General features: G+C 54.6%; 21 protein-coding genes. 5 read left to right on the top strand and 16 right to left on the bottom strand.

Annotated elements, in window-relative coordinates:
* Window positions 1-43: 43 nt before the first annotated feature.
* From ACT3TF_RS05425 to ACT3TF_RS05410, 4 genes are all read right to left on the bottom strand, one after another.
* A complete protein-coding gene (locus ACT3TF_RS05425) occupies window positions 44-763 on the bottom strand; it encodes a hypothetical protein (protein ID WP_096280845.1) in 720 nt (239 codons plus the stop codon).
* Window positions 764-806: 43 nt separating this feature from the next.
* Window positions 807-1,766: a lipid kinase YegS gene (yegS, locus tag ACT3TF_RS05420; protein ID WP_444671738.1), complete on the bottom strand. Its 960-nt coding sequence runs from the start codon at window positions 1,764-1,766 to the stop codon at window positions 807-809.
* A 41-nt stretch (window positions 1,767-1,807) separates the two neighbouring features.
* Window positions 1,808-4,438: an aminopeptidase N gene (gene pepN, locus ACT3TF_RS05415; RefSeq protein WP_444671737.1), complete on the bottom strand. Its 2,631-nt coding sequence runs from the start codon at window positions 4,436-4,438 to the stop codon at window positions 1,808-1,810.
* A 79-nt stretch (window positions 4,439-4,517) separates the two neighbouring features.
* Window positions 4,518-5,003: a YajQ family cyclic di-GMP-binding protein gene (locus ACT3TF_RS05410; RefSeq protein WP_193062500.1), complete on the bottom strand. Its 486-nt coding sequence runs from the start codon at window positions 5,001-5,003 to the stop codon at window positions 4,518-4,520.
* Between the two features lie 245 nt (window positions 5,004-5,248).
* Between ACT3TF_RS05410 and cobO the strand changes: the two genes are divergently transcribed.
* Window positions 5,249-5,848 (top strand): cob(I)yrinic acid a,c-diamide adenosyltransferase, encoded by a 600-nt coding sequence (cobO, locus tag ACT3TF_RS05405; protein ID WP_193062498.1) that lies wholly within the window; start codon window positions 5,249-5,251, stop codon window positions 5,846-5,848.
* Window positions 5,849-5,971: 123 nt separating this feature from the next.
* Here the strand turns inward: cobO and ACT3TF_RS05400 are convergent, their stop codons facing one another.
* The 11 genes from ACT3TF_RS05400 to ACT3TF_RS05350 all read right to left on the bottom strand — a co-directional run bounded on the left by ACT3TF_RS05400 (window position 5,972) and on the right by ACT3TF_RS05350 (window position 19,187).
* Window positions 5,972-7,267, bottom strand: coding sequence for an adenylosuccinate synthase (locus ACT3TF_RS05400; protein WP_193062496.1), 1,296 nt, complete (start codon window positions 7,265-7,267; stop codon window positions 5,972-5,974).
* On the bottom strand, window positions 7,267-8,463 hold the full coding sequence (locus ACT3TF_RS05395) for an ATP phosphoribosyltransferase regulatory subunit (RefSeq protein ID WP_193062494.1): 1,197 nt from the start codon (window positions 8,461-8,463) through the stop codon (window positions 7,267-7,269). Before ACT3TF_RS05395 ends, ACT3TF_RS05400 begins: the two co-directional genes overlap by 1 nt.
* Before the next feature lie 200 nt (window positions 8,464-8,663).
* Window positions 8,664-9,560: a protease modulator HflC gene (hflC, locus tag ACT3TF_RS05390; RefSeq protein WP_193062492.1), complete on the bottom strand. Its 897-nt coding sequence runs from the start codon at window positions 9,558-9,560 to the stop codon at window positions 8,664-8,666.
* Window positions 9,561-10,865 (bottom strand): FtsH protease activity modulator HflK, encoded by a 1,305-nt coding sequence (gene hflK / locus ACT3TF_RS05385; RefSeq protein WP_444671736.1) that lies wholly within the window; start codon window positions 10,863-10,865, stop codon window positions 9,561-9,563. It abuts the gene before it with no gap.
* A gap of 148 nt (window positions 10,866-11,013) precedes the next feature.
* The gene (gene hflX, locus ACT3TF_RS05380) at window positions 11,014-12,324 is read right to left on the bottom strand and encodes a ribosome rescue GTPase HflX (protein WP_193062488.1); all 1,311 of its coding nucleotides are present in this window, start codon (window positions 12,322-12,324) and stop codon (window positions 11,014-11,016) included.
* Between the two features lie 37 nt (window positions 12,325-12,361).
* Window positions 12,362-12,610, bottom strand: coding sequence for an RNA chaperone Hfq (gene hfq, locus ACT3TF_RS05375; RefSeq protein ID WP_007114649.1), 249 nt, complete (start codon window positions 12,608-12,610; stop codon window positions 12,362-12,364).
* Between the two features lie 137 nt (window positions 12,611-12,747).
* Window positions 12,748-13,686, bottom strand: coding sequence for a tRNA (adenosine(37)-N6)-dimethylallyltransferase MiaA (miaA, locus tag ACT3TF_RS05370; protein ID WP_444671735.1), 939 nt, complete (start codon window positions 13,684-13,686; stop codon window positions 12,748-12,750).
* 77 nt (window positions 13,687-13,763) lie between these two features.
* On the bottom strand, window positions 13,764-15,698 hold the full coding sequence (mutL, locus tag ACT3TF_RS05365) for a DNA mismatch repair endonuclease MutL (RefSeq protein ID WP_444671772.1): 1,935 nt from the start codon (window positions 15,696-15,698) through the stop codon (window positions 13,764-13,766).
* A 32-nt stretch (window positions 15,699-15,730) separates the two neighbouring features.
* Window positions 15,731-17,197: an N-acetylmuramoyl-L-alanine amidase gene (locus tag ACT3TF_RS05360; RefSeq protein ID WP_193062484.1), complete on the bottom strand. Its 1,467-nt coding sequence runs from the start codon at window positions 17,195-17,197 to the stop codon at window positions 15,731-15,733.
* Window positions 17,188-17,703 carry a tRNA (adenosine(37)-N6)-threonylcarbamoyltransferase complex ATPase subunit type 1 TsaE gene (gene tsaE / locus ACT3TF_RS05355; RefSeq protein ID WP_193062482.1) on the bottom strand — a complete coding sequence of 172 codons (516 nt, stop codon included), beginning with the start codon at window positions 17,701-17,703 and terminating at the stop codon, window positions 17,188-17,190. Before tsaE ends, ACT3TF_RS05360 begins: the two co-directional genes overlap by 10 nt.
* An 11-nt stretch (window positions 17,704-17,714) precedes the next feature.
* Complete coding sequence (locus ACT3TF_RS05350; protein WP_441685988.1) at window positions 17,715-19,187, bottom strand: NAD(P)H-hydrate dehydratase; 1,473 nt, start codon at window positions 19,185-19,187, stop codon at window positions 17,715-17,717.
* Between the two features lie 200 nt (window positions 19,188-19,387).
* Here ACT3TF_RS05350 and queG point away from each other — a divergent pair, with 200 nt between their 5' ends.
* A complete protein-coding gene (gene queG / locus ACT3TF_RS05345; RefSeq protein ID WP_444671734.1) occupies window positions 19,388-20,509 on the top strand; it encodes a tRNA epoxyqueuosine(34) reductase QueG in 1,122 nt (373 codons plus the stop codon).
* Between the two features lie 4 nt (window positions 20,510-20,513).
* Here the strand turns inward: queG and orn are convergent, their stop codons facing one another.
* Window positions 20,514-21,107, bottom strand: coding sequence for an oligoribonuclease (orn, locus tag ACT3TF_RS05340; protein WP_193062478.1), 594 nt, complete (start codon window positions 21,105-21,107; stop codon window positions 20,514-20,516).
* Between the two features lie 167 nt (window positions 21,108-21,274).
* Here orn and rsgA point away from each other — a divergent pair, with 167 nt between their 5' ends.
* From rsgA to asd, 3 genes are read left to right on the top strand one after another with little or no spacing between them, the layout of a single operon-like run.
* Entirely contained in the window at window positions 21,275-22,294 is a 1,020-nt protein-coding gene (gene rsgA / locus ACT3TF_RS05335) for a small ribosomal subunit biogenesis GTPase RsgA (protein ID WP_096280891.1), read from the top strand.
* An 18-nt stretch (window positions 22,295-22,312) separates the two neighbouring features.
* The gene (locus ACT3TF_RS05330) at window positions 22,313-23,155 is read left to right on the top strand and encodes a sulfurtransferase (protein ID WP_444671733.1); all 843 of its coding nucleotides are present in this window, start codon (window positions 22,313-22,315) and stop codon (window positions 23,153-23,155) included.
* A gap of 10 nt (window positions 23,156-23,165) precedes the next feature.
* Window positions 23,166-24,014 (top strand): archaetidylserine decarboxylase, encoded by an 849-nt coding sequence (asd, locus tag ACT3TF_RS05325; RefSeq protein WP_444671732.1) that lies wholly within the window; start codon window positions 23,166-23,168, stop codon window positions 24,012-24,014.

Raw genomic sequence — 24,014 nt, 5'->3', positions numbered from 1 at the left:
TGGACAAAGGCCCGCTAATGCGGGCCTTTTTTATTGCTAGTTATTAATTCTGGCGTTCCGATGGTAACGCTGGCCCGCTCTGAGCCTCCTCACTCTCCATCTCTTTAAACTGCTCCTCAAGACGCTGCTCGGCTTCTTCAAAGCGGCGCTCAGTATCTTCAATTAAAGCGTCTACATCGGTAGATTCAAGACCGTCGTCTAACGGCGTGCGCTCTGGAATACTGCTGTTGGTTTCCCAGCTAGGCGGGATATCTTCACTTTCCATCGGCTCAAACGCGGGAGCCTGCTGCTCAACCTCCTGAAACTGTTCCTCAAGACGCTTTTCGGCTTCCTCAAAGCGACGCTCGGTTTCTGCAATCATCTCGTCCACATCGGAACGCGTTGCCTCACCGGGCATTGCACTATCTTCATTAAGCGCATCGTCAGGGTCAGCGGCCAAAGTCTCTTCACCTGCCTCTAACGTTTCACTCTGTGTGGCCCCCTCAGTATTGCTTTCCTCTGTTTCGTCATCACGCAGGGCATCGGCGCGCTCAAGCTGCTCCTCGGCCTGACGCGCCTCGATGTCATTTTCTACTTCTTCAGGCGTTGCCATCTCTGCCGCATTTTCAGCCGCAGCGGGCCCTTCATCCTCGCGTACCATTTCGTCATCCGCCACTTCAGCATTATCAGCGGGTGCCACGGCAGGATCTTCTTGAGAGTCTCCACAGGCGCTTAGCATTAATGCCACGACGGCAAGTGCAGGTATCCACACGCGATTTGCCATTTGATACGTCTCCTTCATAACAATAAAATTCTGAGTCCACCCATTAATGCTGATGGGCGGAAGATAGCAACGGGCAATCCTCGGGTATCAGCACGCGCAGCGCAAGCGGCACCACTTCAGCACAGAAATGATCGTACCAGCGCGCCTCGCCGTCTAGGGTAAGCGGCCAAGGAGGATCATCTGCCTGAGTGGTCACTGTCAGTTGGCTAGTCGTGAAATAGCGAACAAACTTTCCGTCATAAGGAAAATCTTGCAGCTCACCAATCAGCTTGGTCAGCTCAGTGACGGAGCTAAAGTCTTTCACCAGCAGCACATCTAAACGCCCGTCATCAAGCTTAGCGCGAGGGGCTAACACTTGCCCGCCGCCTGACTGGCGGCCATTGCCCAATGCCAGTAGCAGCAGCGATGCCCTCTCCTCCTTGCCATCCCAGTGAAGCGTGCCGCGATAGCTGCGATGGCGCCAAGCCTTTAGTGCGCCCATCAGCGAATAGGCTCCACCGCCCAACATACGCTTGAGCGTTTTGGGCGTGGAGGAGGTAATTTCAGCGCCAAACCCGCCGGTAGTCATGTTGATATAATAGCTGGTCGTCGCTTCGCCCTCCTTTCCTGCCGTCACCCGTATAACGTCAATGGGGTGTGAGTTTAGCGTCATCGCTGCCGCTAACGCCTGGCCGGGCTCCAAAGGTAAGCCTAAGGAGGTAGCAAAGTCATTCGCGCTGCCCAGTGGCACAATACCCAGTGCGGGGCGGTGATCGTGGGGCAGCCGCATTAGACCATTCATAACTTCGCTGACAGTGCCATCACCTCCACAGGCGATCACATGCGTGATACCCATCGCCTTTGACTGCTCGGCAATATCAGCAGCATCGCCGCCCTCCCAAGTAGCGCGAACGGTGATTAGCATCCCTGCTTGGCGTTGCTCATCAACGGCTTCACGCAATGCCGGATTACCGGCAGATTTACCATTAATAATCAGTAAATAATACTGCTGAGAGTCTGTCACCGTTATTTTTCCTTTCCTTGGTTAACCACCGTTGCTGACCGTCATGCCAACGCCTTCTCAACCACCTCATATACATTGGAAGATAGCGGTTCTTTTTGAATACGCTCAAGTAGAGACCGCATTAATCCCTGACGGGTTTCATCGAAGCGCTGCCAGCGCGTTAACGGCGTAATCAGACGGGCTGCAATTTCGGGGTTAAGTCGGTTGAGCTCAATCACCACATCGGTCAGCAATTGGTAACCCTGGCCATCTAAACGGTGGAAATTTACCCGGTTCTGAGCAAACGCCCCGATCAGTGCGCGAACCTTATTGGGATTTTTAAGTGAAAACGCAGGGTGCTGCATTAAATACTTAACTCTCTCCAGCACATCCGCCTGAGGACGCGATACCTGAATGGTGAACCACTGGTCCATCACCAACGGGTCGTGCGCCCATTTTTCCCCGAATGCTTTTAACGCCGGCGATGCAAGGTCATCACGATCACTATGCACCATCAGCGTCAGCGCTTGACGGACATCGGTCATGTTATGGTCGGCGCTGAACTGCGCTTCGCACAGTGCCAAGCCCTGCTCATCTTCAATCGACATCAAGTAGCAAAGTGCAATGTTCTTCAGACTGCGCTGGGCAATTTGCTCTGGTGTCGGCGCGTATGGCTGCTCAGTCATATTGGCTTCGTAAACAGCGATAAACTCGTTGCGCAGAGCAACCGCCAGCGACTGGCGTACGAACTCACGGGCAGCATGAATTGCATCGACATCAACGATTGGCTGCTGCTCGGCGATATACGCTTCAGAGGGTAGCGTCAGCATTTCTGCCAGTACCGCCTTATCACTCATTGATCCGGTCAAAAGCGTCTTAAAGGCTTCTGTCACCCGGCTATCCATGACCTTTTCCACGCCGTTGCGATGGGCCGCAATCAAGTCATCTAATGCTAATAAAGCGAGGCGCTGACCTGCATCCCAACGGTTGAAGCCATCGCTATCATGGGTCAACAAAAACGCCAGATCTTCTCGCGAGTAGGGATAATGCAGCTTCACCGGCGCAGAGAATTCACGCAGCAGTGACGGTACGGGCGCTTCAGCCACATCGGTAAAGATAAACGTATTCTCATCATCACGCAGATGAATGACCGCATCTTTGCCTAATTCTTCACCGTTTAATGTCAGCGTGAGATCTTGCCCAGACTTAGTGCCAACTAGCCCCATACGCACAGGGATATGCAACGGCAGCTTGTTTGGCTGCCCTGGCGTTGCCGGCGTGCGCTGGCGTAACGTTAGGTGATATTCGCCGTGAACGTAGTCATATTCGCCATGAGCATCAATATCCGGGGTTCCTGCCTGAGAATACCAGCGCATGAATTGGCTAAAATCCTGGCCGGAAACCTCCGCCATACAGCCGACAAAGTCTTCAATCGTCACCGCTTGACCGTCGAAACGCTCAAAGTAAAGATCAGAGCCCTGACGAAAACGCTCTTCGCCAACCAAGTTGCGCAGCATGCGTACGACTTCGGCCCCCTTCTCGTAAATCGTCAGGGTGTAGAAGTTGGTAATTTCAATAAAGCGGTCGGGGCGAATCGGGTGCGCCGTGGGGCCAGCATCTTCGGCAAACTGCGCGGTACGGAAAAAAGACACGTCTTGGATGCGCTTAACCGGCGCAGAGTTCGTATCCGCCGAAAAACACTGATCACGAAAGACCGTAAAACCTTCTTTCAGCGAGAGCTGAAACCAGTCTCGGCACGTCACCCGATTGCCGGACCAGTTGTGGAAATACTCGTGAGCAACAATGCCCTCTACATTCTGAAACGCAGCATCGGTGGCGGTATGAGGATGCGTTAATACGGCAGCAGAGTTGAAAATATTGAGGCCTTTATTTTCCATCGCCCCCATATTGAAATCATTGACGGCGACGATCATAAACAGGTCAAGATCATACTCACGGCCGTAGGCCTGCTCATCCCATGCCATCGCTCGCTTTAGCGACGACATCGCATGCTCAGTTTTATCGACATTGTCTTTTTCCACCCAGATCTGCAGCGTGACCTCACGCCCGCTCATGGTGGTGAAGTGGTCTTCGACGCAATGCAGATTGCCTGCCACTAGAGCAAACAGGTAACAGGGCTTGGGATGTGGGTCTTCCCACGTGGCAAAATGGCGACCGCCTTCCAAGTTGCCGCGCTCAATAGGATTACCGTTGGCGAGCAGCACCGGCTCACGCTGCTGGTCACCAATAACGGTCACCTTGAACGTCGCCATTACATCCGGACGATCAGGATAAAACGTAATGCGCCTAAAACCTTCAGCTTCGCACTGAGTACAGTACATGCCGTTAGATTGATAAAGGCCTTCTAACGCCGTGTTCTCCTGCGGAGCAATTTCAACGTCGCTTTCCAGCACAAACCGTTCAGGTACCTGGGCAATATGCAGGCCCTTTTCATCAAGCTGATACGACGATGCATCCAGCGCCTTTTCATCAATGGCGAGGGAAATCAGTTTTAAGTGCTCGCCGTTTAATATTAGCGGCGTGTCGGCGTCAGCGTCGGAATGACGCTCAATCGACAGGCGCGCTTTCACACGGGTCGCGGCGGGGTCAAGATCAAACGTCAGCTCGGCATGAGTAACCCGGTAGGCGGGTGGCTGGTAGTCGCTTAAAAAAACCGGCTGCGGATCAGACATAGTGCTTGACTCCTGTATAAAACAATCATTCACATGATTAAATGAGGGCGATGACGGTGGGCTGCGTTAAAGCCCTGGACTAGTCGCGAAAATTATCAAACTGCAGCGGCAAGTCGGGCCCTTCTTCAGCGCGTAGTAACGCCATGACGCCTTGTAAATCATCGCGCTTTTTACCCGTGACGCGCACTTTCTCACCTTGAATTTGCGCCTGTACTTTTATCTTGCTGGCTTTGATGCGCTTGACCACATCTTTTGCCTCTGCTGCATCAAGTCCCTGCTTGAGCGCAACTTCTTGGCGCGCCTTAACGCCGGAAAGTACGGGGTCTTGAATATCCATGCAGCGGGCATCAATGCCGCGAGCAATTAATCGCCCGCGCAGTACGTCCAGCATTTGCTTGAGCTGGAAATCAACGTCTGCCTCTAGCTGCACTTTATCGGCTTCAAGTGTGAAGCTGGCATTGACGCCTTTAAAGTCAAAACGAGACTGTACTTCGCGATTTGCCTGATCAACGGCGTTAGCACCTTCGTGCTGATCAAACTCTGAGACAATATCAAATGAGGGCATGATTCAATTCCTGACAAGACATGGCCCACCATTCTAGAGCAGGCAGCCCCCTACCGGCCAATTCTCTTCGCTTTCTGTGTGTTTTAAGCGCCCATTCATTAAACAGCTCTTAACGCAGGTTCATAATTAGTTGTACACAAGTTATTCTAAAGAAGACTCAAAAAAATGTTCAACGCAAAGTGGATGGCTTACGCTAACGCGCTACCTTGACCATCGTTATGATTAAGTGCTTTCCAGGAGACACCATGAGTGATCGCGACACCCGCCACAAAGCATCGATGCAGAAGCTCAAAGCACGCGTAGATGAGAAAGTCGCCAGCGCCAATGAGCAACGCGGCCTCATTATCGTCAACACGGGCAATGGGAAAGGTAAAACGACTGCTGCCTGGGGAACGGTGACCCGCGCCTTAGGCTATGGTTACAACGTGGCGGTTGTGCAGTTTATTAAAGGATTATGGGAATGTGGTGAGCGCAATCGTTTAGAAGAAGATAGCCATCTAGAGGTGGCGATTATGGCCACAGGCTTTACTTGGGATACGCAAAACCGACAGGCAGATACCGAGGCCTGTCACGCGGTGTGGAAAGAGGCGGAGCGCATGCTGGCCGACCCAGAGATGTACCTGGTGGTGCTGGATGAAATTACTTACATGCTTAAGTTTGGCTACTTAGAGATTGAAGCGGTGAAACAGGCATTGGAGAATCGCCCGCCGGAACAGACGGTCATTATTACCGGTCGCAACGCCCATCGTGAGCTAATCGCCATGGCCGACACGGTAACCGAAATGCAGGAAATCCGCCATGCTTTCAACAACGGACTTCAGGCGCGTAGAGGTATCGATTACTAGCCTTCTACACAAATCGATTTTAAATACGCGACGTTTAGTCCGCTGTTTTAAATATAAAAAAGGGGCAATTTAATTGCCCCTTTTCGCATCCTCCGGCTTACGCTCAGCCGGCGCTACCCACCATTAGCTTGTGAAGGGATTACGCAATACGATCGTTTCCATGCGGTCCGGGCCGGTGGAAATGATATCGATGCTGGTGCCTACCTGCTGCTCAAGATAGCTAATGTAAGCACGTGCATTGGCGGGCAAATCTTCTACTCGCTTAGCACCCAGGGTCGACTCCTTCCAGCCCGGTAAGTCTTCATAAAGCGGTTCGATGGCTTCAAAGCCCTCTGAATCCACCGGGTTATCCATCACATCGCCATCTTTGCTGCGGTAACCAACGCATACACGGATATTTTCCAACCCGTCTAATACATCAAGCTTGGTCAAGCAGATACCGGAGACGGAGTTAATTTGCACCGCGTGGCGTAGCGCCACAGCGTCAAACCAACCACAGCGACGTGCACGCCCAGTGGTAGCGCCAAACTCATGACCGCGCTCGGCAAGGTGGCGCCCGTCTACGTCAAAAAGCTCAGTCGGGAATGGACCAGAGCCCACGCGCGTGGTGTATGCCTTAGTGATACCAAGCACGTAATCCAAATACAGCGGGCCAACGCCAGAACCGGTTGCAACCCCACCAGCAGTCGTATTGGAGCTAGTAACGTAAGGGTAAGTACCGTGATCGATATCCAGCAGTGAACCCTGGGCACCTTCAAACAGAATGTTCTCACCGGCCTTACGCAGGTCGTGCACCATACTGACCGTATCGCATACCATCGGGCGCAGCTCTTCAGCCATCTGCATGGCCGAGTCGAGTACTTCTTGAAAATCGACTGCCGGTTCGCCGTGGTAATTAACTAGCACAAAGTTGTGGTAGTCGAGCACTTCTCCCAGCTTAGAAGCGAAACGCTCGCGGTGCAGCATATCGCCTAAACGCAGGCTACGGCGCGCCACCTTGTCTTCATAGGCGGGGCCAATGCCGCGGCCGGTGGTGCCAATCTTAGCGATACCACGGGCTTTTTCACGCGCCTGATCCAGGCGTACGTGGTAAGGCAAAATTAGCGGGCAGGCGGGAGAAAGACGCAGGCGTTCGCGCACAGGCACGCCCTTGGCTTCCAACTCACGGATCTCTTTGATCAACGCTTCGGGTGAGAGCACCACGCCATTGCCGATCACACACTTTGTGCTTGGGCGTAGAACACCTGAGGGGATCAGGTGAAGGACGGTTTTTTCACCGTCGATGACCAGCGTATGGCCAGCATTGTGGCCACCCTGAAAACGTACCACGGCAGATGCGGACTCGGTTAGCAGATCAACGATCTTACCTTTGCCCTCGTCACCCCACTGGGTGCCCAGCACTACGACATTCTTACCCATTATGATGCACTCGTCTCTTGTGTCAGGGTCGTTGGCTGCCAACGACCATCGATAAGCTCAAGACAGCGGTCACAGTCGTGCTCCGCCGGCCCAGTACGCTGCCCAGGCAGCGCTTGAATCACGCGTTCGCCCTGCTCACGCAGCGCGACAATGGCAGCGTTGAGCGACTCATCCTGATTAGCAGGCGCCCAAATGCTACCGCGACTAGGCGATGCTAACGCCAGCGAGGCTAGCTGTTTCAGATCCATAGAGAAACCCGTGGCCGGGCGCGCACGCCCAAAGGCCCGACCAGTATCGTCATAGCGTCCGCCTTTGGCGAGCGCATGCCCATAGCCAGGCACGTAGGCGGCAAACATCATACCAGTATGGTATTGATAGCCACGCAGCTCAGCCAGATCAAAGTACAGCGACACGTCAAAGCGTGCGAGCACCCCTTGATAAAGAGCATCCAGCTGATCCAATGCCGCCGTTACCGTGGCGGGCGCGCCCGCAAAGCGATCGCGCGCCTGATTTAATACATCCGCCCCGCCGTGCAGCTCGCCAAGTGCCAGCAGCATCTCGGCCAATGCCGGCTCTGAGACACTCGCCTGCACAACGTCCGCCAGTTGGCCGGGAGACTTTAGTGCCAGGGCATCAAAGAGTGCTCTTTCTTGCTCATTACTCAGCGCCGCCGCCTCAACAAGGCTACGATAAATACCGATATGCCCCAGCGCTAGATGAATTTCTTCAGCGCCAGCAGCCTTTAAGCTGGCCAAGGCGAGATAAATAATTTCACTGTCGGCATCGAGACCCGCATGACCAAAAAGCTCTGCACCTACCTGCACTGGGCTTCGCCCGCCCTGATGCTGATCAGCCTTAGCGCGCAGCACATTAGTGCAATAGCATAGCCTCACCGGGCCCTGGCGTCTTAATGAGTGGGCATCCATACGTGCGACTTGCGGCGTAACATCCGCCGAAACCCCCATCATACGGCCCGTTAGCTGATCGGTCAGCTTAAAGGTCTGTAGATCAAGGTCCGTACCGGTACCGGTGAGCAAAGAGTCTAAAAACTCTACCGGTGGTGGCATTACTTGTTCATAGCCCCAGCAATGGTAAAGATCAAGCAGCGCACGGCGCAGTTCTTCCATACGGCTTGCCTGAGGCGGAAGCACCTCATCCATGCCGTCGGGCAGTAGCCAGCGGTCAGCGATGGTCATGTAAACAATCCTACAGACGATGAAGGCCCAACAAATTCAAGCAGTAACGGCTCAAGACCGTTAATGCCGCTCGCATTAAATGAGGGCCACAAAAAAACCGGGCGACGCCCGGTTAACAAATTCTATCACGTTTATTGGCTAGGTGAACCCCGCCTGGACGTCAACCAGCCAAGACGAGGAGCACCACAACCATCGGCAAATTATTCGCCGCTGTCGTCACCACTTTCCGGCTCAGCGCTGCGCAAATAGCGGAAGAAGTCACTATTAGGTTCTAAAACCATCAAATTGCCATCGCCAGCGAAGCTTTCACGATAAGCATTCAGGCTACGCCAGAAAGAAAAGAACTCCTGATCTTGACCATAGGCTTCGGAGAAGATCGCAGCGGCCTGCGCATCACCCTCACCACGTAACGTTTCAGAACGTTCGTTAGCCTGGGCAAGCAAGACCTGACGACGACGATCCGCATTAGCGCGAATACGCTCGGCCTCTTCTTGACCCTGTGCACGCCACTCGCGGGCCTCACGCTCACGCTCAGAACGCATACGCTCAAAAACAGCAGCGGAAACGTCGTCAGGCAAGTCGATTCGCTTAATACGAATATCCCGAATGGCCACGCCCAGCTCTTCACGCATCAGCTCATCAAGCTCAGCGGTTGGACCAACCATCAAGTCATCACGGCGTTCAGCGATAATCTCTTGAAGATTAAGGCGGCCAAACTCGTTACGCAGGCTTTCATCAACGCGAGGCTGAATCAAGCGAACGGCCATCAATTCATCGCCAGCCGTTGCTTCGTAGTAACGGGTGGGATTAATGACCTGCCACTTCACATAGGAATCTACGATGACCGCTTTCTGTTCAAGCGTCAGATAGCGACTGGTATCGGTGTCCAATGTCAGTAAGCGAGTGTCAAACTTACGGATCGTCTGGGCAATGGGCACTTTTGCGTGCAAACCAGGCTGAATATTTTCTTCAATGACTTCACCAAAGCGCAATTTAACAGCGCGTTCGGTTTCGTCAACGACGTACAAAGTGTTGCTCGCAAGCCATGCGACTGCGGCTAAAACACCCACCACTAGCAAGGATCGATTATTAATCATTTACCGGCCCTCCCTGCGGATGGAGCTACTATTGCTATTGCCTGAAGAGCTGCTCTGAGTGCTGCGTAAACGCTCAATCACGTCAGGGTCTAACTGCTCTTGGCTGCTATCACTATTGCTATTAGACGATGAGCCGGTTCGATTACCACCACCGCTACCGCCACGCATCTGATCTAGCGGAAGATACATCAAAGGCGCGTTCTCGCTGACGTCTAAGAGCACTTTCGGCGTACTGCTGAACACGTCTTCGATTGTGTCTAAGTACATGCGCTCACGCATGGTATCAGGCGAATTACGGTACTCGGTCAACAGCGAGTTAAATCGGTTGGCCTGACCTTGCGCCTCGGCAACAACCGATTCGCGATAACCTTGACCCTGCTCTACCACACGCTGCGCCTGACCTTGGGCCGCAGGAATGATAGCGTTCGCATAAGCCATCCCTTCGTTAATCGTACGCTGGCGATCCTCACGAGCGCGGATAACATCATCAAAGGCATCGATAACGGGCTCAGGCGCAGTGGTAGACTCAATGTTAATGGTTTGCAGACGAATACCGGCACCATAGTTGTCGAGGTAAGACTGCAGACGACTAGAGACAGAGCTGCCCAAAATCTCACGCCCAGAGGTAAGAATATCGATCATATCGGTACCGCCGACCACGTGACGCAGCGCAGAGTCCAGCGCGTTCTCAATCGAAATGGCGGGATCACGAACGTTTAGTACAAAATCGCGAGGATTAGCGACTTGGTACTGCGCCGAAATTTCCACTTCTACAATGTTTTCATCGCGCGTCAGCATCGACTGCATTTGTGTCAATGAGCGCACTCGCGTCACGTTAACCATGCGCACTTCATCTATCAGCGGTGGGTTCCACTGAAGGCCTGGATCGACGATACCCTGGAACTCACCAAAGCGCAGCACAACGCCACGCTCAGATTGGTCAACTAGGTAGAAACCCATGGCAGCCCAGATAGCCAACGCAACAACAATCAGTAGGCCGGGTAAAGCAAGAGGATTACGGTTTTTACCGCCACCGCCCCCATCACTTTTTTTACCGCCGCTCTTCTTGCCACCGCCAAAGATGCCGCTCAGCTTTTCCTGGAATTTCTTCAGCGCTTCATCAAGGTCAGGCGGGCCTTGGTTATTGCCCCCTTTATTACCATTGTTGTTGCCGCCGCCGTTATTGCCGCCATTATTGCCACCGTTACTGCCATCTTGGCTTCTGTCGCCGTCGTTTCCACCTCGTCGGCCACCGCTGCTCCACGGGTCGTGCTTGTCCCCACCACCAGGCTCATTCCAGGCCATACATCGTCTCCACTAAGAAATTCACTAACGGACGTGACTCCATCGGTAAGAGAAGCCGTCGCGTTTTGATATTATTGCTATATAAATCTTGTCTCATTCTTATGCGAAACAGAAAATCGGCAGTGCACTGAACATCTTAATAGCAAGACTACCACTCATCGGTTTCACGTAGTGCTTTAGGTAAATACGTATTAGCGCGCTCGCCCAATTGCGCCATCAGCTGATTAAAATCACGCCGAGGCAGACGCACACCCAATACAGAATGACCCTGTTCGTCAAAAGACTCTGTGCGAACGGCATTAAGCTCATGCAACCCTGCACGCAGCTTACCTTGCTCAGGACTGAGTGTCAGCGAAAAGCCAATGACATCGTTTGCCAATCGCTCGCTGAGCGCCTCATGCAGCAAATCAAGGCCTTGGCCTTCCTGCGCCGAGAGCCAAACGACTTCCGGCACGCCTTGGCCATCACGTTCTATGCGCGGCGCGCTGCCCAGCCTATCTATTTTATTCATAACCTTGAGCACCGGCACATCATCAGCACCGATCTCTTTTAACACTAGCTCTACCTGCTTCACGTTGAGTTCGCGGTCAGGGTCGGCAGCGTCAATGACATGCACCAGCAGTGACGCTTCAGACGCCTCCTGCAGCGTTGCCTGAAACGCCTCAACCAACTTATGTGGCAAATGGCGAATAAAACCAACGGTATCCGCCATAACCACAGGGCCAACGTCTGCAATCTCAAGGCGCCGTAGCGTCGGATCCAGCGTGGCAAACAGCTGATCCGCGGCATACACATCGGCATTGGTTAACGCGTTAAACAACGTTGACTTACCAGCGTTGGTATAACCCACTAACGAGACGCTGTGGATTTCAGCGCGAGCACGGGCGCGGCGATTCTGATCGCGCTGACTACGCACCTTATCAAGCCGTTTATGAATCGATTTAATCCGACCACGCAAAAGGCGTCGGTCAGTTTCAAGCTGAGTTTCACCCGGGCCACGCAGGCCAATACCGCCTTTTTGGCGCTCTAGGTGCGTCCAGCCTCGCACTAAGCGAGTGGACATATATTCAAGCTGGGCAAGCTCTACCTGCAGCTTACCTTCATGAGTTCGTGCCCGCTGCGCAAAGATATCGAGAATAAGACCGGTACGGTCTAACACTCGGCATTTGAGCTCTTGCTCAACATTGCGCTCTTGAGAGGGGCTTAAGCTATGGTTGAAGATAACCAGTTCTGCTTCATGAGCCGCAAGCAATGCCCGCAACTCTTCCAACTTACCGGATCCAATAAACGTGCGTGAATCTGGGCGATGTCGGCTAGCAGTGAGTAGAGTCGCAGGCTCTGCACCAGCAGAGCGCACGAGCTCTAAAAACTCACCCGGGTCTTCACGTTTTTGTTCATCATGGAAATCAACGTGAACAAGAACTGCCGTTTCACCGGCGTCTGGGCGTTCGAAAAACAATCAATACCTCGTGGACTCTCTTGCTTATCCAGCGGTGTTAAATCTCTGCATCCTGCTCTGCCGGATCTTGCGCAGGCAAACGTACATTGCGAGAAGGCACAACCGTGGAAATAGCGTGTTTATAAACCATCTGGCTGACGGTATTACGCAATAAGATAACAAACTGGTCAAACGATTCAATCTGGCCCTGCAGCTTAATGCCGTTGACCAAAAAGATTGAGACCGGAATGCGCTCCTTGCGCAAAATGTTCAAGTAAGGGTCTTGAAGGGACTGCCCTTTGGACATGTTGCTCTCCCTAAAACTGTCGTTGGGGTTAATTATCAATGGCGCGCCCTACTGGTGCTACGCCGCAATCTTGTTGCCCGAAAGGCCAAGCCAACTGGCCGCTCGAAAACACACATTCACTAGATCACCATCTTACGCTAAGCACTGCTTTCACGCACGATTTTCAGCACCTTATCCATCAAGTCATCACGCTGCGAATCTATCCACGTTAACTCTGGCCAGCTTCTTAGCCACGTCAATTGACGCTTAGCAAGCTGGCGCGTTGCTATGACACCCCGCTCAACGAGAGTGGCATAATCGTACTCGCCATCCAGATATTCCCAGACCTGGCGATAGCCAACGCTTTTCATTGCAGGCAGGCCTGAATGTAAGTCATTACGCTTTCTGAGGGCGGCGACTTCATTTATCAAGCCTTCACCCAACATTAGTTCAAAGCGCTGCTCGATACGCCGGTGCAAGAAGCTGCGATCGTTAGGCGCTAATGCTATCGACAGCACCCGCCATGGAAAGGTTTCCGACTGCTGCTCGGCCCAAAGCTCACTCATAGGCCGTCCGCTGGCGTAATAAACCTCCAAGGCACGCATGATGCGCTGAGGATCATTAGGATGAATGCGCTCAGCGGATAGCGCATCAACCTGTGATAAGCGCTTATGGAGCGCCAAAAGCCCCTCCGCCTGGCACTGATCCTCAAGCTGCTGACGGATCAACGAATCCGCTGAGGGAAGATTGGCAACGCCCTCAATCAGTCGCTTGAAATACAGCATGGTGCCGCCCACCAGCAGAGGCACCTTGCCAGCCGCGCTAATTTGTCGCATGTGCGCCAGCGCATCTTCACGAAAATCAGCGGCCGAATAAGGCTCTGCGGGGTCACGAATATCAATCAAGCGATGGGGCGCACGGGCAAGCTCTGCAGCACTCGGCTTTGCGCTGCCAACATCCATGCCGCGGTAAACCATGGCTGAATCAACGCTAATGAGCTCGTGCCCTAAGCGCTCATGCAACGCTATAGCGGCATCGGTTTTACCCGCAGCCGTAGGGCCCATCAAAAAAATCGCCCAAGGGCGCGTATCAGCCATGCGCAGTTGAAACTCCCGATTAAAAAAGGCGCCTTAGCGCCTGTTGAACAAACCATCGCTGGCCAAGCGAGTAGCGGCTACTGACCACGTAGAAATAAACGATCAAGCGCCTTTAGGCCCATTTGCGTCCAGGTGGGGCGGCCGTGGTTACACTGGTCGCTGCGCTCGGTGCGCTCCATATCGCGCAGCAATCCATTCATTTCATCAAGAGTAAGCCGCCGATTGGCGCGCACGCTACCGTGACAGGCCATCGTGGAAAGCAGCTCATGCAGCCGTGCCTCAACCTGGTGAGTACGGCCATAGCGGGCGAGCTCCTCCAGCATCTGACGCACCAGCGCTTCAGGATCAGCCTGCGCCAGTAGCGCTGGCATCTGACGAACCAGCAGCGTCTCTGGCCCGGCAATATCAAGTTCAATACCCAGCTTGGCAATCGCCTCCTGCTCGCTCTCGGCCGTCGCCACCTCCGCCCCACTGGCAGCAATAGAAACAGGTACCAGCAGCGGCTGAGCATCTAAGCCTTTCGCGGCTGCCAGCTGTGTTTTCATGCGCTCGTAAACAATGCGCTCATGAGCAGCGTGCATATCCACCAGCACGAGCCCCTGCGCATTCTGCGCCAAAATATAAATACCGTGCAGCTGGCCTAGCGCAAAACCAAGCGGCGGCGGCGCTGTCGGATCGTCAGCCGGCATTGCCAGCGGCACTTCTCGCACTTCGCTAGCACCATGACTGCCGCCCATTGCGCTAGCGCTTAGATCAGTCGGGCCGCCGGACTGCGGGGTCAACAGCGTTTCTTCATGATTGGGGTGAAGGGCCTGATAGCCCTGCATAAAGCGGCGCACGCGCTCAGCGCCCGGATGACGATCCGGCGAGTGGGTAAGCGCAATCCCCTGCTGCTGCCAGCGCGGCTGCTCAGCGTTTTCCGCTATGCCCTCTTGCTGATGACCGCCATCGCTCTCATTCGCCTCATTGCCGTCGGCATCATGATCAGCCGCGGGCTTAGAAGACGCCAGGCAATGGTGCAGACTCGAATACAGAAAATCGTGCACCATACGGCCATCACGAAAGCGTACTTCATGCTTGGTCGGATGAACGTTGACATCGACAACGTCAGGATCAAGCTCAAGATAGAGTACAAACACCGGGTGACGGCCATTAAACAGCACATCACGGTAAGCTTGGCGCACCGCATGTGCGACTAGCCGGTCGCGGACCACACGCCCATTCACAAAAAAGTATTGCTGATCGGCCTGCGAGCGTGAATGAGTAGGCAGCCCCACCCAGCCACTTAACCGCAGACCGCCCGCCTCGCGTTCAATATAACGAGCATGCTCAATAAAGTTCTTACCTAGCAGCGACGCAATTCGACGCTCCCGGGCTGCGACAGAGTGCCCCGAAGGCAACTGATGAATGACTTTCTGATTGTGCCGCAGCACCCACGTGATGTCGTAACGCGACAGCGCCTGTCGGCGAAACGCCTCTTCTACGTGAGCAAATTCTGTCTTTTCGGTACGCAAGAATTTACGCCTGGCAGGCGTGTTAAAAAACAAATCGCGCACACCAACACTAGTGCCACGGGGATGCGGCGCTGGAGTAACTCTAGCCTCCATCCCACGCCCCTCTGCCACCACTCGCCAACCATGGCGAGGGTCATCCTCAGCGTTAGAGATCAGCTCTAAGCGTGAAACCGAGCTGATAGACGCCAACGCCTCACCCCGAAAACCTAACGAGCTAACGCCCTCCAAGTCTTCCAGGCTACCGATTTTACTGGTCGCGTGGCGCGCCAAGGCCAGCGGCAAATCCTGCTCACCGATGCCGATACCATCGTCACGCACCTTGATGAGCCGCGTACCCCCTTGCTCAATATCGACATCAATACGCTGGCTGCCAGCATCAATGGCGTTTTCTATCAGCTCTTTGGTTACCGATGCAGGGCGCTCAACGACCTCGCCAGCCGCAATCTGGTTGGCCAAGCGCGGATCGAGCACATGAATACGCGATGCGGTAGCGGTTATATCAGTCAACACAGCACCTCATAAACAGCACCTCATGAGCTGGGAATCTGTAGTACTTGGCCAACGCGAATGGCGTCACCGTTTAAGTCATTGGCTTGGCGAAGCTGGCCCACTGGCACTCCGTGGCGTATGGCAATCGCCGACAGCGTATCGCCAGACTGAATGCGGTACTCATTACCTGAAGGCCGGCGCTGGTTATCACGCTGCCAAGAAAGCAAGCTGGCGGGCGGCGGGTAGCGCTCAAAATGCTCGCGCAAGCCGCCAAAAATAGCCTGTGACAGCCCCGTTTGATGCACTGGGTCACGTAAGCGACGCTCTTCATCAGGGTTGGAAATAAAGCCAACTTCAATCAATAGTGACGGAATATCCGGCGATTTGAGCACCATAAACCCGGCCTGCTCGACGCGTGTTTTATGCAGTTGATTGACTCGGCCAAGCTGTTCCAGCACCTGTCCACCGATAGATAACGAATCGTTCAACGTGGCCGTCATGGTCAAATCTAGCAGTACGCCACGCAGCACTTGGTCCTTATCACGCAACGAAAGACTGCCATCAACGCCGCCGATAAGATCAGAACGGTTTTCGCTATCGGCCAGCCACTGCGCGGTTTCCGAGGTTGCCCCGCGTTGAGAAAGCGCATACACCGAGCTGCCTTGAGGACGCGGACTGGTGAAGGCATCGGCATGCACGGAAACAAAGAAATCGGCTTTTTGCTCGCGAGCCAGCGCTGTACGCTGACGCAGGCCTATGTAGTAATCACCGTCGCGTGTCAGTACCGCCTTGAACCCTTCGGTGCTATTCACTTCAGCGGCTAAGCGCCGGGCAATTTCAAGCACGACGTCTTTTTCACGGGTACCTGAAGGACCAATGGCGCCTGGATCTTCGCCGCCGTGCCCTGCATCGACTGCAATAATAATATCTCGACGCGGATGCGGCCTGGCTTCCTGCACTTCTGTCGGCGGGCTTGGCACAGGCGGCGATACGACACCCGGCACCTGCTGCTGAGCGATCGCACGCTGAGAAGACTGAATTTCCTGATCCCGAATCATTGCTTCAATCGGGTCAATGGGGTTTTCAACGGCACTCTCACCAGGATACTCAAGGTCAACAACAAGACGATGTCCGTATTGATCGTTCGGCGTTAGAGTGAAGTGGCGCGGCTCTATCTCGCGATTAAGCTCAAGCACTACCCGCAAGCCACCACCGTCGCGCAGCCCTGAACGCACTGATGTGATGGCACTGTCATGAAGCGGCAGCGTACTGGGATCAGTATCCATTTGCGTATCGTCTAAATCGATCACTAACCGCGCGGGATTTTCCAACGAGAAGACATTGGCATTCGCAGCAGCCGACAAATCAAACACTAGGCGCGCATGATCAGGTGCCGCCCATAAACGCATACTCTCCACGGTGGCCGCCTGGACATTGACAGCCACTAAGGTAAAAAGCCCCGTGGCCAGCAGACGGCATGCGCGCGCTACTGCGCCCTTCATTTCCATTGAATCACACCATTCTCCAGCTGGTCGGAACGAACCTGACTTATTTCACTCACTTGGCTTTGTAATAATGCCAGCACAAGCCTACCTTTATCACTGCACGCCGTTAATGCGGCCAAACGCCCGTGAGCAGCTACCTCTAGCGCTAAGCGAAGATCAGGTGCAGGCAACCACCCTTCGCCACGACTGGGCCACTCGACAATACTAAGGGCATCGTCGGCCAGCACATCGCGACCACCGATAAATTCAAGCTCCTCTGGATCAGACAGTCTATACAAATCCAGATGATACACCCGCTGAGATCCTATCTCGTAAGGCTCTACAAGCGTATAGGTAGGGCTTTTTACGGCCCCTAGATAACCATAAGCACGCAAAATGCCGCGTGATAGCGTCGTTTTACCGGCGCCTAACTCACCTTCAAGATATACCAGCCCGCGGCCTTGCAAAGCATGCCCTAGCGCTTCGCCAAAAGAAACCTGGGCATCTTCATTGTCTAATTGCACCTGCATGTGGGCTGCCTTCAAGGATTAATCAATTTTCGCGCATAGGATGCCAGATCGCTGGCCAGCAGGCCACGCTCGCCTTCTTGCTCAGCCGCACGATCAGCGGCTAACGCATGCACCATCGTGCCAAGCCAAGCGCTGAACTCAACCTCGCCACGCTGGGCAATCAGCCCGCCCAGCATGCCGCTTAGCACATCGCCCATTCCACCGCTGGCCATGCCTGGATTGCCATACGGGCAAACGACTAGCCCCGCAGGGCCGGCGATTAAGCTGCCTGCGCCTTTTAATATCACCACGCCGCCGCGTGCTCGCTGCAGCGCCTGAACAGCGGCGGGCCGATCAGCCTGGATATCGGCCACTGTACATCCCAGCAGCCTTGCGGCTTCGCCGGGATGCGGCGTCAAAATCCAGTTATCCCTACGCACATCAGGCCACTGGCGCGCCAAAAGATTCAAAGCGTCGGCATCGATGACCAGCGGCGCATCCGCTTGCAATGCGCTTTGTAGCACGGCCTGCCCCCAGGCCGCCTGCCCAAGCCCGGGCCCCACAACGACAACATCCGCATTGTGGGGCAACTCGCCGGCCTCAGCACCACCGCGCACCCCATGCGCCATCACTTCAGGGCAGCGCACCAGGCTGGCAGAGATATGTTCGGGCGCCGTTGCCAAACTTACTTTCCCCGCCCCCATGCGCGCAGCCGCCTGACACGCCAACAAAGCGGCCCCACCAAACCCTGGCGCGCCCCCCATCACCAGCACGTGGCCCATTGTGCCTTTATGACTAGTGCGCAGGCGCGGTGTAAAAGCGCCTGCTAAAAGGGATTCATCCAGCCGCCAAGCGGTGGGGGGAATATCAAAATATGCCTGGGCTTTAACACCCAGTGAGCGAAAATCAATCTCGCCGGTGCAGGCCGGCGCATCGCCCGTGTGTAAACCGACCTTATCGCCGATAAAAGTCACCGTGCAGGCAGCATTAACAGCGACACCGGGCATAGCACCGGTATCGGCTACCAGCCCAGAGGGAATATCAATCGCCAGTACCGGTCGACCAGCGGCATTGATCATTTCAATGACACGCTTGAAACGCCCTTCTACTGCGCCATTCAAACCGGTCCCCAGCAACGCATCAATGATCACTTCGCCCGTTAACACAATGCCCGCATGCCACTCTTCGCAGCCAACACCCGCCGAAGTTGCCAGCTCTGCCGCGCGGGCCGCGCTACCGCTCAGTTCATCAAGAGGCTTAAGCGTTATCCGCTGAACCTTTAAGCCGGACTGCATGCCCAGCGCCGCGAGCACGTGACCATCGCCGCCGTTATTACCATGGCCACACACCACCGTTAAACTGCGCGCTTGCGGCCAGCGTGAGCGGAAACAATGCCAAGCACTGGATGCAGCGCGTTGCATTAACGCAAAGCCATCAATACCGCCGGCAATCGTACGTCGATCAAGCTCGCGCACCTGGGCGGCTTTATATAGAGGGCGTAGCATGGAAGTATTCGGGACCGTCACGATCTCTCCTTTCACGTATTTTGATGGCTGCCAATGCGTTAGCATAGCGCGCTTATAGCCTTGCCGTAGACTGACGGCCGCTTTGCTGGCGACGGCTGAACTTGCGTTACTAGACTGACGACGACCTGACTATATTATTTAACTCACTCTCTATTTGATTCACTATTTATTGACTAACTATGCCGGATTCCACTGCCGTTAAACGTTCTAGCGATGCACTGACTGACGAAAAGCTTGCTCGCCTTGCCGACCTGATAAAGACCTGGGGGCAGGAGCTCGGCTTTCAGCAAGTCGGCATCACCGATACTGAACTGTCTGCCCACGAGGCGCATCTCGACGCATGGCTAGAAAAAGGCTATCACGGCGACATGGGCTTTATGGCCAAACACGGCACCAAACGCACGCGACCTGCACAGCTAGAACCTGGCACCCAGCGCATTATCTGCGTCCGAATGGATTACCTACCCCCTGAGGTAGAAACCACCAAGGTGCTTGGCCAGCCCAGCAAAGCCTACGTATCGCGTTACGCGCTGGGGCGTGATTATCACAAGCTAATCCGTAAACGGTTAGCCCTATTAGCAAAAAAAATTGAGCAGGAAGTCGGCGCGTTCGGCTACCGCGCGTTTGTTGATTCAGCGCCAGTCATGGAGCGCGCTTTGGCCCAAAAAGCCGGACTGGGCTGGTTTGGCAAAAATGCCATGCTGCTCAATCCCAAAGCAGGCTCGCTGTTCTTTCTTGGCGAACTGTATACCGATCTACCGCTGCCTATTGACGCCCCCTTTGAGCATGAGCACTGCGGCAGTTGCAGCACCTGTCGTACCGCCTGCCCCACCGGCGCCATCGTTGACGACAAAGTGGTCGACTCACGCAAGTGCATCTCATATCTCACTATTGAACTGCATGACGCGATTCCAGTGGAGTTTCGCCGCGCCATGGGCAACCGGATTTATGGCTGTGACGACTGCCAGCTAGTCTGCCCTTTTACTCGCTTCACTCGCATTACCCAAGAAGATGACTTTGCACCGCGCCATGATTTAGACCGCGCAACGCTGATCAGCCTGTTCGCCTGGGGCGAAGCGGAGTTCCTGGACAAAACCGCGGGCAGCCCCATCCGGCGCATTGGCTACGAACGCTGGCTGCGTAATATCGCTATTGGCTTAGGCAACGCACCCTGGAGTGACGCCGTTGAGACAGCCTTATGGGCGCGGCGTGGCTTTCCCAGTGCGCTCGTGCGCGAGCACGTTGCCTGGGCACTGGAGGAACAGCACATCAAGCGTGGCGAGCTGATTGCCACCGCCTAAATGGCTACTCTTTTTCGTCGCGGCGCTGATCAACGCGTAAGAAGGTCGTGCGATAGTGGGCCAGCTCAGCAATAGACTCTTTAATATCGTCCATTGCCAGGTGCACGTTGCGCTTACTAAAGCCCGCCAAGGCGCCTGGATTCCAGCGTTTAGCCACTTCTTTCAACGTCGATACATCCAGATTGCGATAGTGAAAAAAGTTGAGCAGCTCAGGCATTTCACGCTCTAAAAAACGCCGATCCTGATGGATACTATTGCCACACATCGGTGACGACCCCGCCACGGCGTAGTGTTTTAAAAATGCCAAAGTTTGCTGCTCAGCGTCTGCAGTTGCCACTTGACTGGCTTTCACCCGAGCGACCAAACCCGATGCACCGTGAGTCTTCTGATTCCAATCATCCATTTTCGCTAGCAGGCTGTCGGGCTGCTTTACGGCCATAACAGGCCCTTCTGCCACCACGTTCAAATCCGCATCGGTAATCAGCGTAGCCACTTCAATAATGCGCTCTTTGTTAGGATCTAAACCGGTCATTTCCAGGTCAATCCATATCAATAGGTCATCGCGGGGCACGGCGGTCTCAGTCGTATCATTACTCATTGGGTTCATCCCTTTGCCAAAATAGCCGTTATCAGCATGCAATTATGGCGTAAAGTCAGTTTAAAATCAGAATAGTGCCTTAAATCGCATTGCCAAGCAGCCCATGCAGGACAGCTTGGCTACTTGATAGGTACAATGGCCGCTATTGTACTCAGCATCAGGTGGACATGAGCAAACGCAAATTAAGTCGCCAGCAGCAGTGGCGAGTCGACAAGGTTCAGGCAGAACGCGCCCAACGTGCTGAGAAGCGCGATGTGCAAGACGCTGAAAAGCTCTCTGCTGGCGAATACGGTGCCGAACAACCGGGCCGAGTCGTTGCTCACTTTGGGCGTACCCTAGAGGTGCGCAATAGCGATAATGAACCGGTGCGCTGCCACTTACGCGCCAACCTAGACGGCCTGGTCACCGGTGACCGCGTGATCTGGCGTGCCGGGCAAGAAGGCTCTGGCGTCGTGGTGGCGCGAGAAGAACGCGACAGCGTACTCAAGCGCCCCGATGCCCGAGGCCTGCTGAAACCGGTGGCAGCTAATATTGATCAACTGCTGATTGTGTTTGCCGTGGAGCCCGCGCCCCACGCTAATTTAATCGACCGCTATCTCGTCGCTGCCGAAGCTACCGGCATTGCGCCAGTTTTGGTCCTCAACAAAACGGACTTACTGCCCGAGGATGGCGGCGAACTGGGTAAACTTTTGGAGCGCTACAGCGCTTTGGGCTATCCGGTCGTGCGCACCACCACTGCCACAGACTCGGGGCTTAATGAGCTGCGCAGCCAGCTTGAGGGACGCACATCGGTATTTGTTGGTCAGAGTGGTGTGGGCAAATCATCGCTCATCGACCTGCTGTTGCCAGATGAAACCCTGCGCATTGGCGCGCTCTCGGAAGACTCCCGCAAAGGCACACATACCACCACGACAGCGCGCCTTTATACGATGAGCCGTGAAGAAGTGGCCGACGGTGATTTAATCGACTCACCGGGCATTCGCGAGTTTGGCCTGATTCACCTCAACGAGCAGGAAGTTACCGACGGCTTTATTGAGTTTCACGCCTTTATTGGCCATTGCCGCTTTCGTGACTGTCGTCACCGCGCCGAGCCCGGCTGCGCGCTACTCGAAGCCGTTGAGGCCGGCAAGATCCATCCCGCCCGTTTCGCCAGCTATCGACGCATCCTTGATAGCCTGGATGGCTAACGTTTACAGGAGTTACCCATGAGCACTGAAAGCCCATCGTCAGAAGCCAATCTTTTTTCGCTGATCGTAGAGCCCGAACAGCTTCAGGAACACTTAAACGATCCTCAACTGCTGATTATCGACGTGCCCGTTAATGGCGATAGCTATCGTCAGGGCCACGTACCAGGGGCTATTTTTCTCGATTTTCGCTACTTAATGCGTGGCGAAGGACCGGTACCCAACGACGTTCCCAGCGTTGAAGCGCTGTCCCGCCTGTTTAGTGCTCTAGGCCTGACACGCGATACCCACGTTGTGGCTTACGATGATGAAGGTGGCGGCTGGGCAGCACGCCTTCTGTGGACGCTAGACCTGATCGGCCATACCCGCTACTCCTATCTAAATGGCGGCATTCATGCTTGGCGCGACGCGGGGCTTGAAGAAAGCACCGAATCGAAATCGCCAACGCCCAGCGACTACCAGGCTGACATTCTTAATCCGCACGCCCTGATTACGTGTGAAGAGATCAAGTCAAAGCTGGGCGATAGGCAGTTCGCCGTATGGGATGCTCGCTCGCAAGGTGAATATGACGGCGAGCGGGGCAACAACAAGCACCTGGGTCATATACCGGGAGCGGTGAACATGGATTGGCTGCAGGCCATGGATCGCCATCGCGCTTTGCGTATTCGTGATTATGCCGAGCTCATCACTGAGCTGGGCGCTCTGGGCCTAACGCCGGATATGGAAGTGGCGACCCACTGTCAAAGCCATCATCGCAGTAGCTTTACGTGGCTGGTAGGCAAAGCACTGGGCTTTAATATGCGCGGCTACGCTGGCTCTTGGGGCGAGTGGGGCAACCGCGACGACACACCGATTGAGAAGTGAACCGACCACCGTGACCGTTTCCCAAAAAGCTTTTTCGCTACTTCAATACCCGCTGCCACACCACGCGCTTTCGCGCCTGACGGGGCATTTCGCTCAATGCGACAACCCCTGGGTGAAAAATCACCTGATTAAAGCGTTCATCAAACGCTTTAATGTGGATATGAGCCAAGCCTTAGAGCCCGATCCTAGCGCGTACGCAACCTTCAACGACTTCTTCACCCGCGCCTTAAAGACAGATGCACGCCCGCTGGGCGAAGGCATACTAAGCCCGGCCGATGGCACGCTGTCGCAATACGGGCGCCTGCAGGCGGGTCAGCTAGTCCAGGCCAAGGGCCACACTTACTCGGCTCAGACGCTGCTGGGTGGCGATACCGCCCTGGCTGAAGAGTTTCTCGGCGGCAGCTTTGCCACCGTTTACCTTTCACCACGGGACTACCATCGCGTACATATGCCGGTAACCGGCACGCTGCGGGAAATGATTTATGTCCCTGGAAGGCTGTTCTCCGTGAATCAAGCGACGGCCACTTACGTGCCGGGGTTATTCGCGCGTAATGAACGCTTGGTGTGTATTTTTGACACCGAGTACGGGCCGCTCGCGATGGTTTTAGTCGGCGCGATGATTGTTGCGGCGATTGAAACCGTTTGGTCCGGGCAGGTCACGCCGCTGTCGGGCCAGCCCCAGCGCATGCAATTTGGCCAATCTATTACGTTAGCCAAAGGTGCTGAGATGGGACGCTTCAAACTCGGCTCTACGGTGGTGATGTGCTTTGCCAAGCCCGTAAGCTTTGACGAATCGGTTCAAACCACGGCGGTTCAGATGGGCCAATCCTTGGGCACTACTGAAGGCCTCAAGAAATAG

It is taken from the genome of Halomonas sp. AOP25-F1-15 (assembly GCF_052378675.1).
GTDB lineage: Bacteria > Pseudomonadota > Gammaproteobacteria > Pseudomonadales > Halomonadaceae > Vreelandella > Vreelandella casei.
This window is presented reverse-complemented; position numbering and strand designations above follow the sequence as displayed.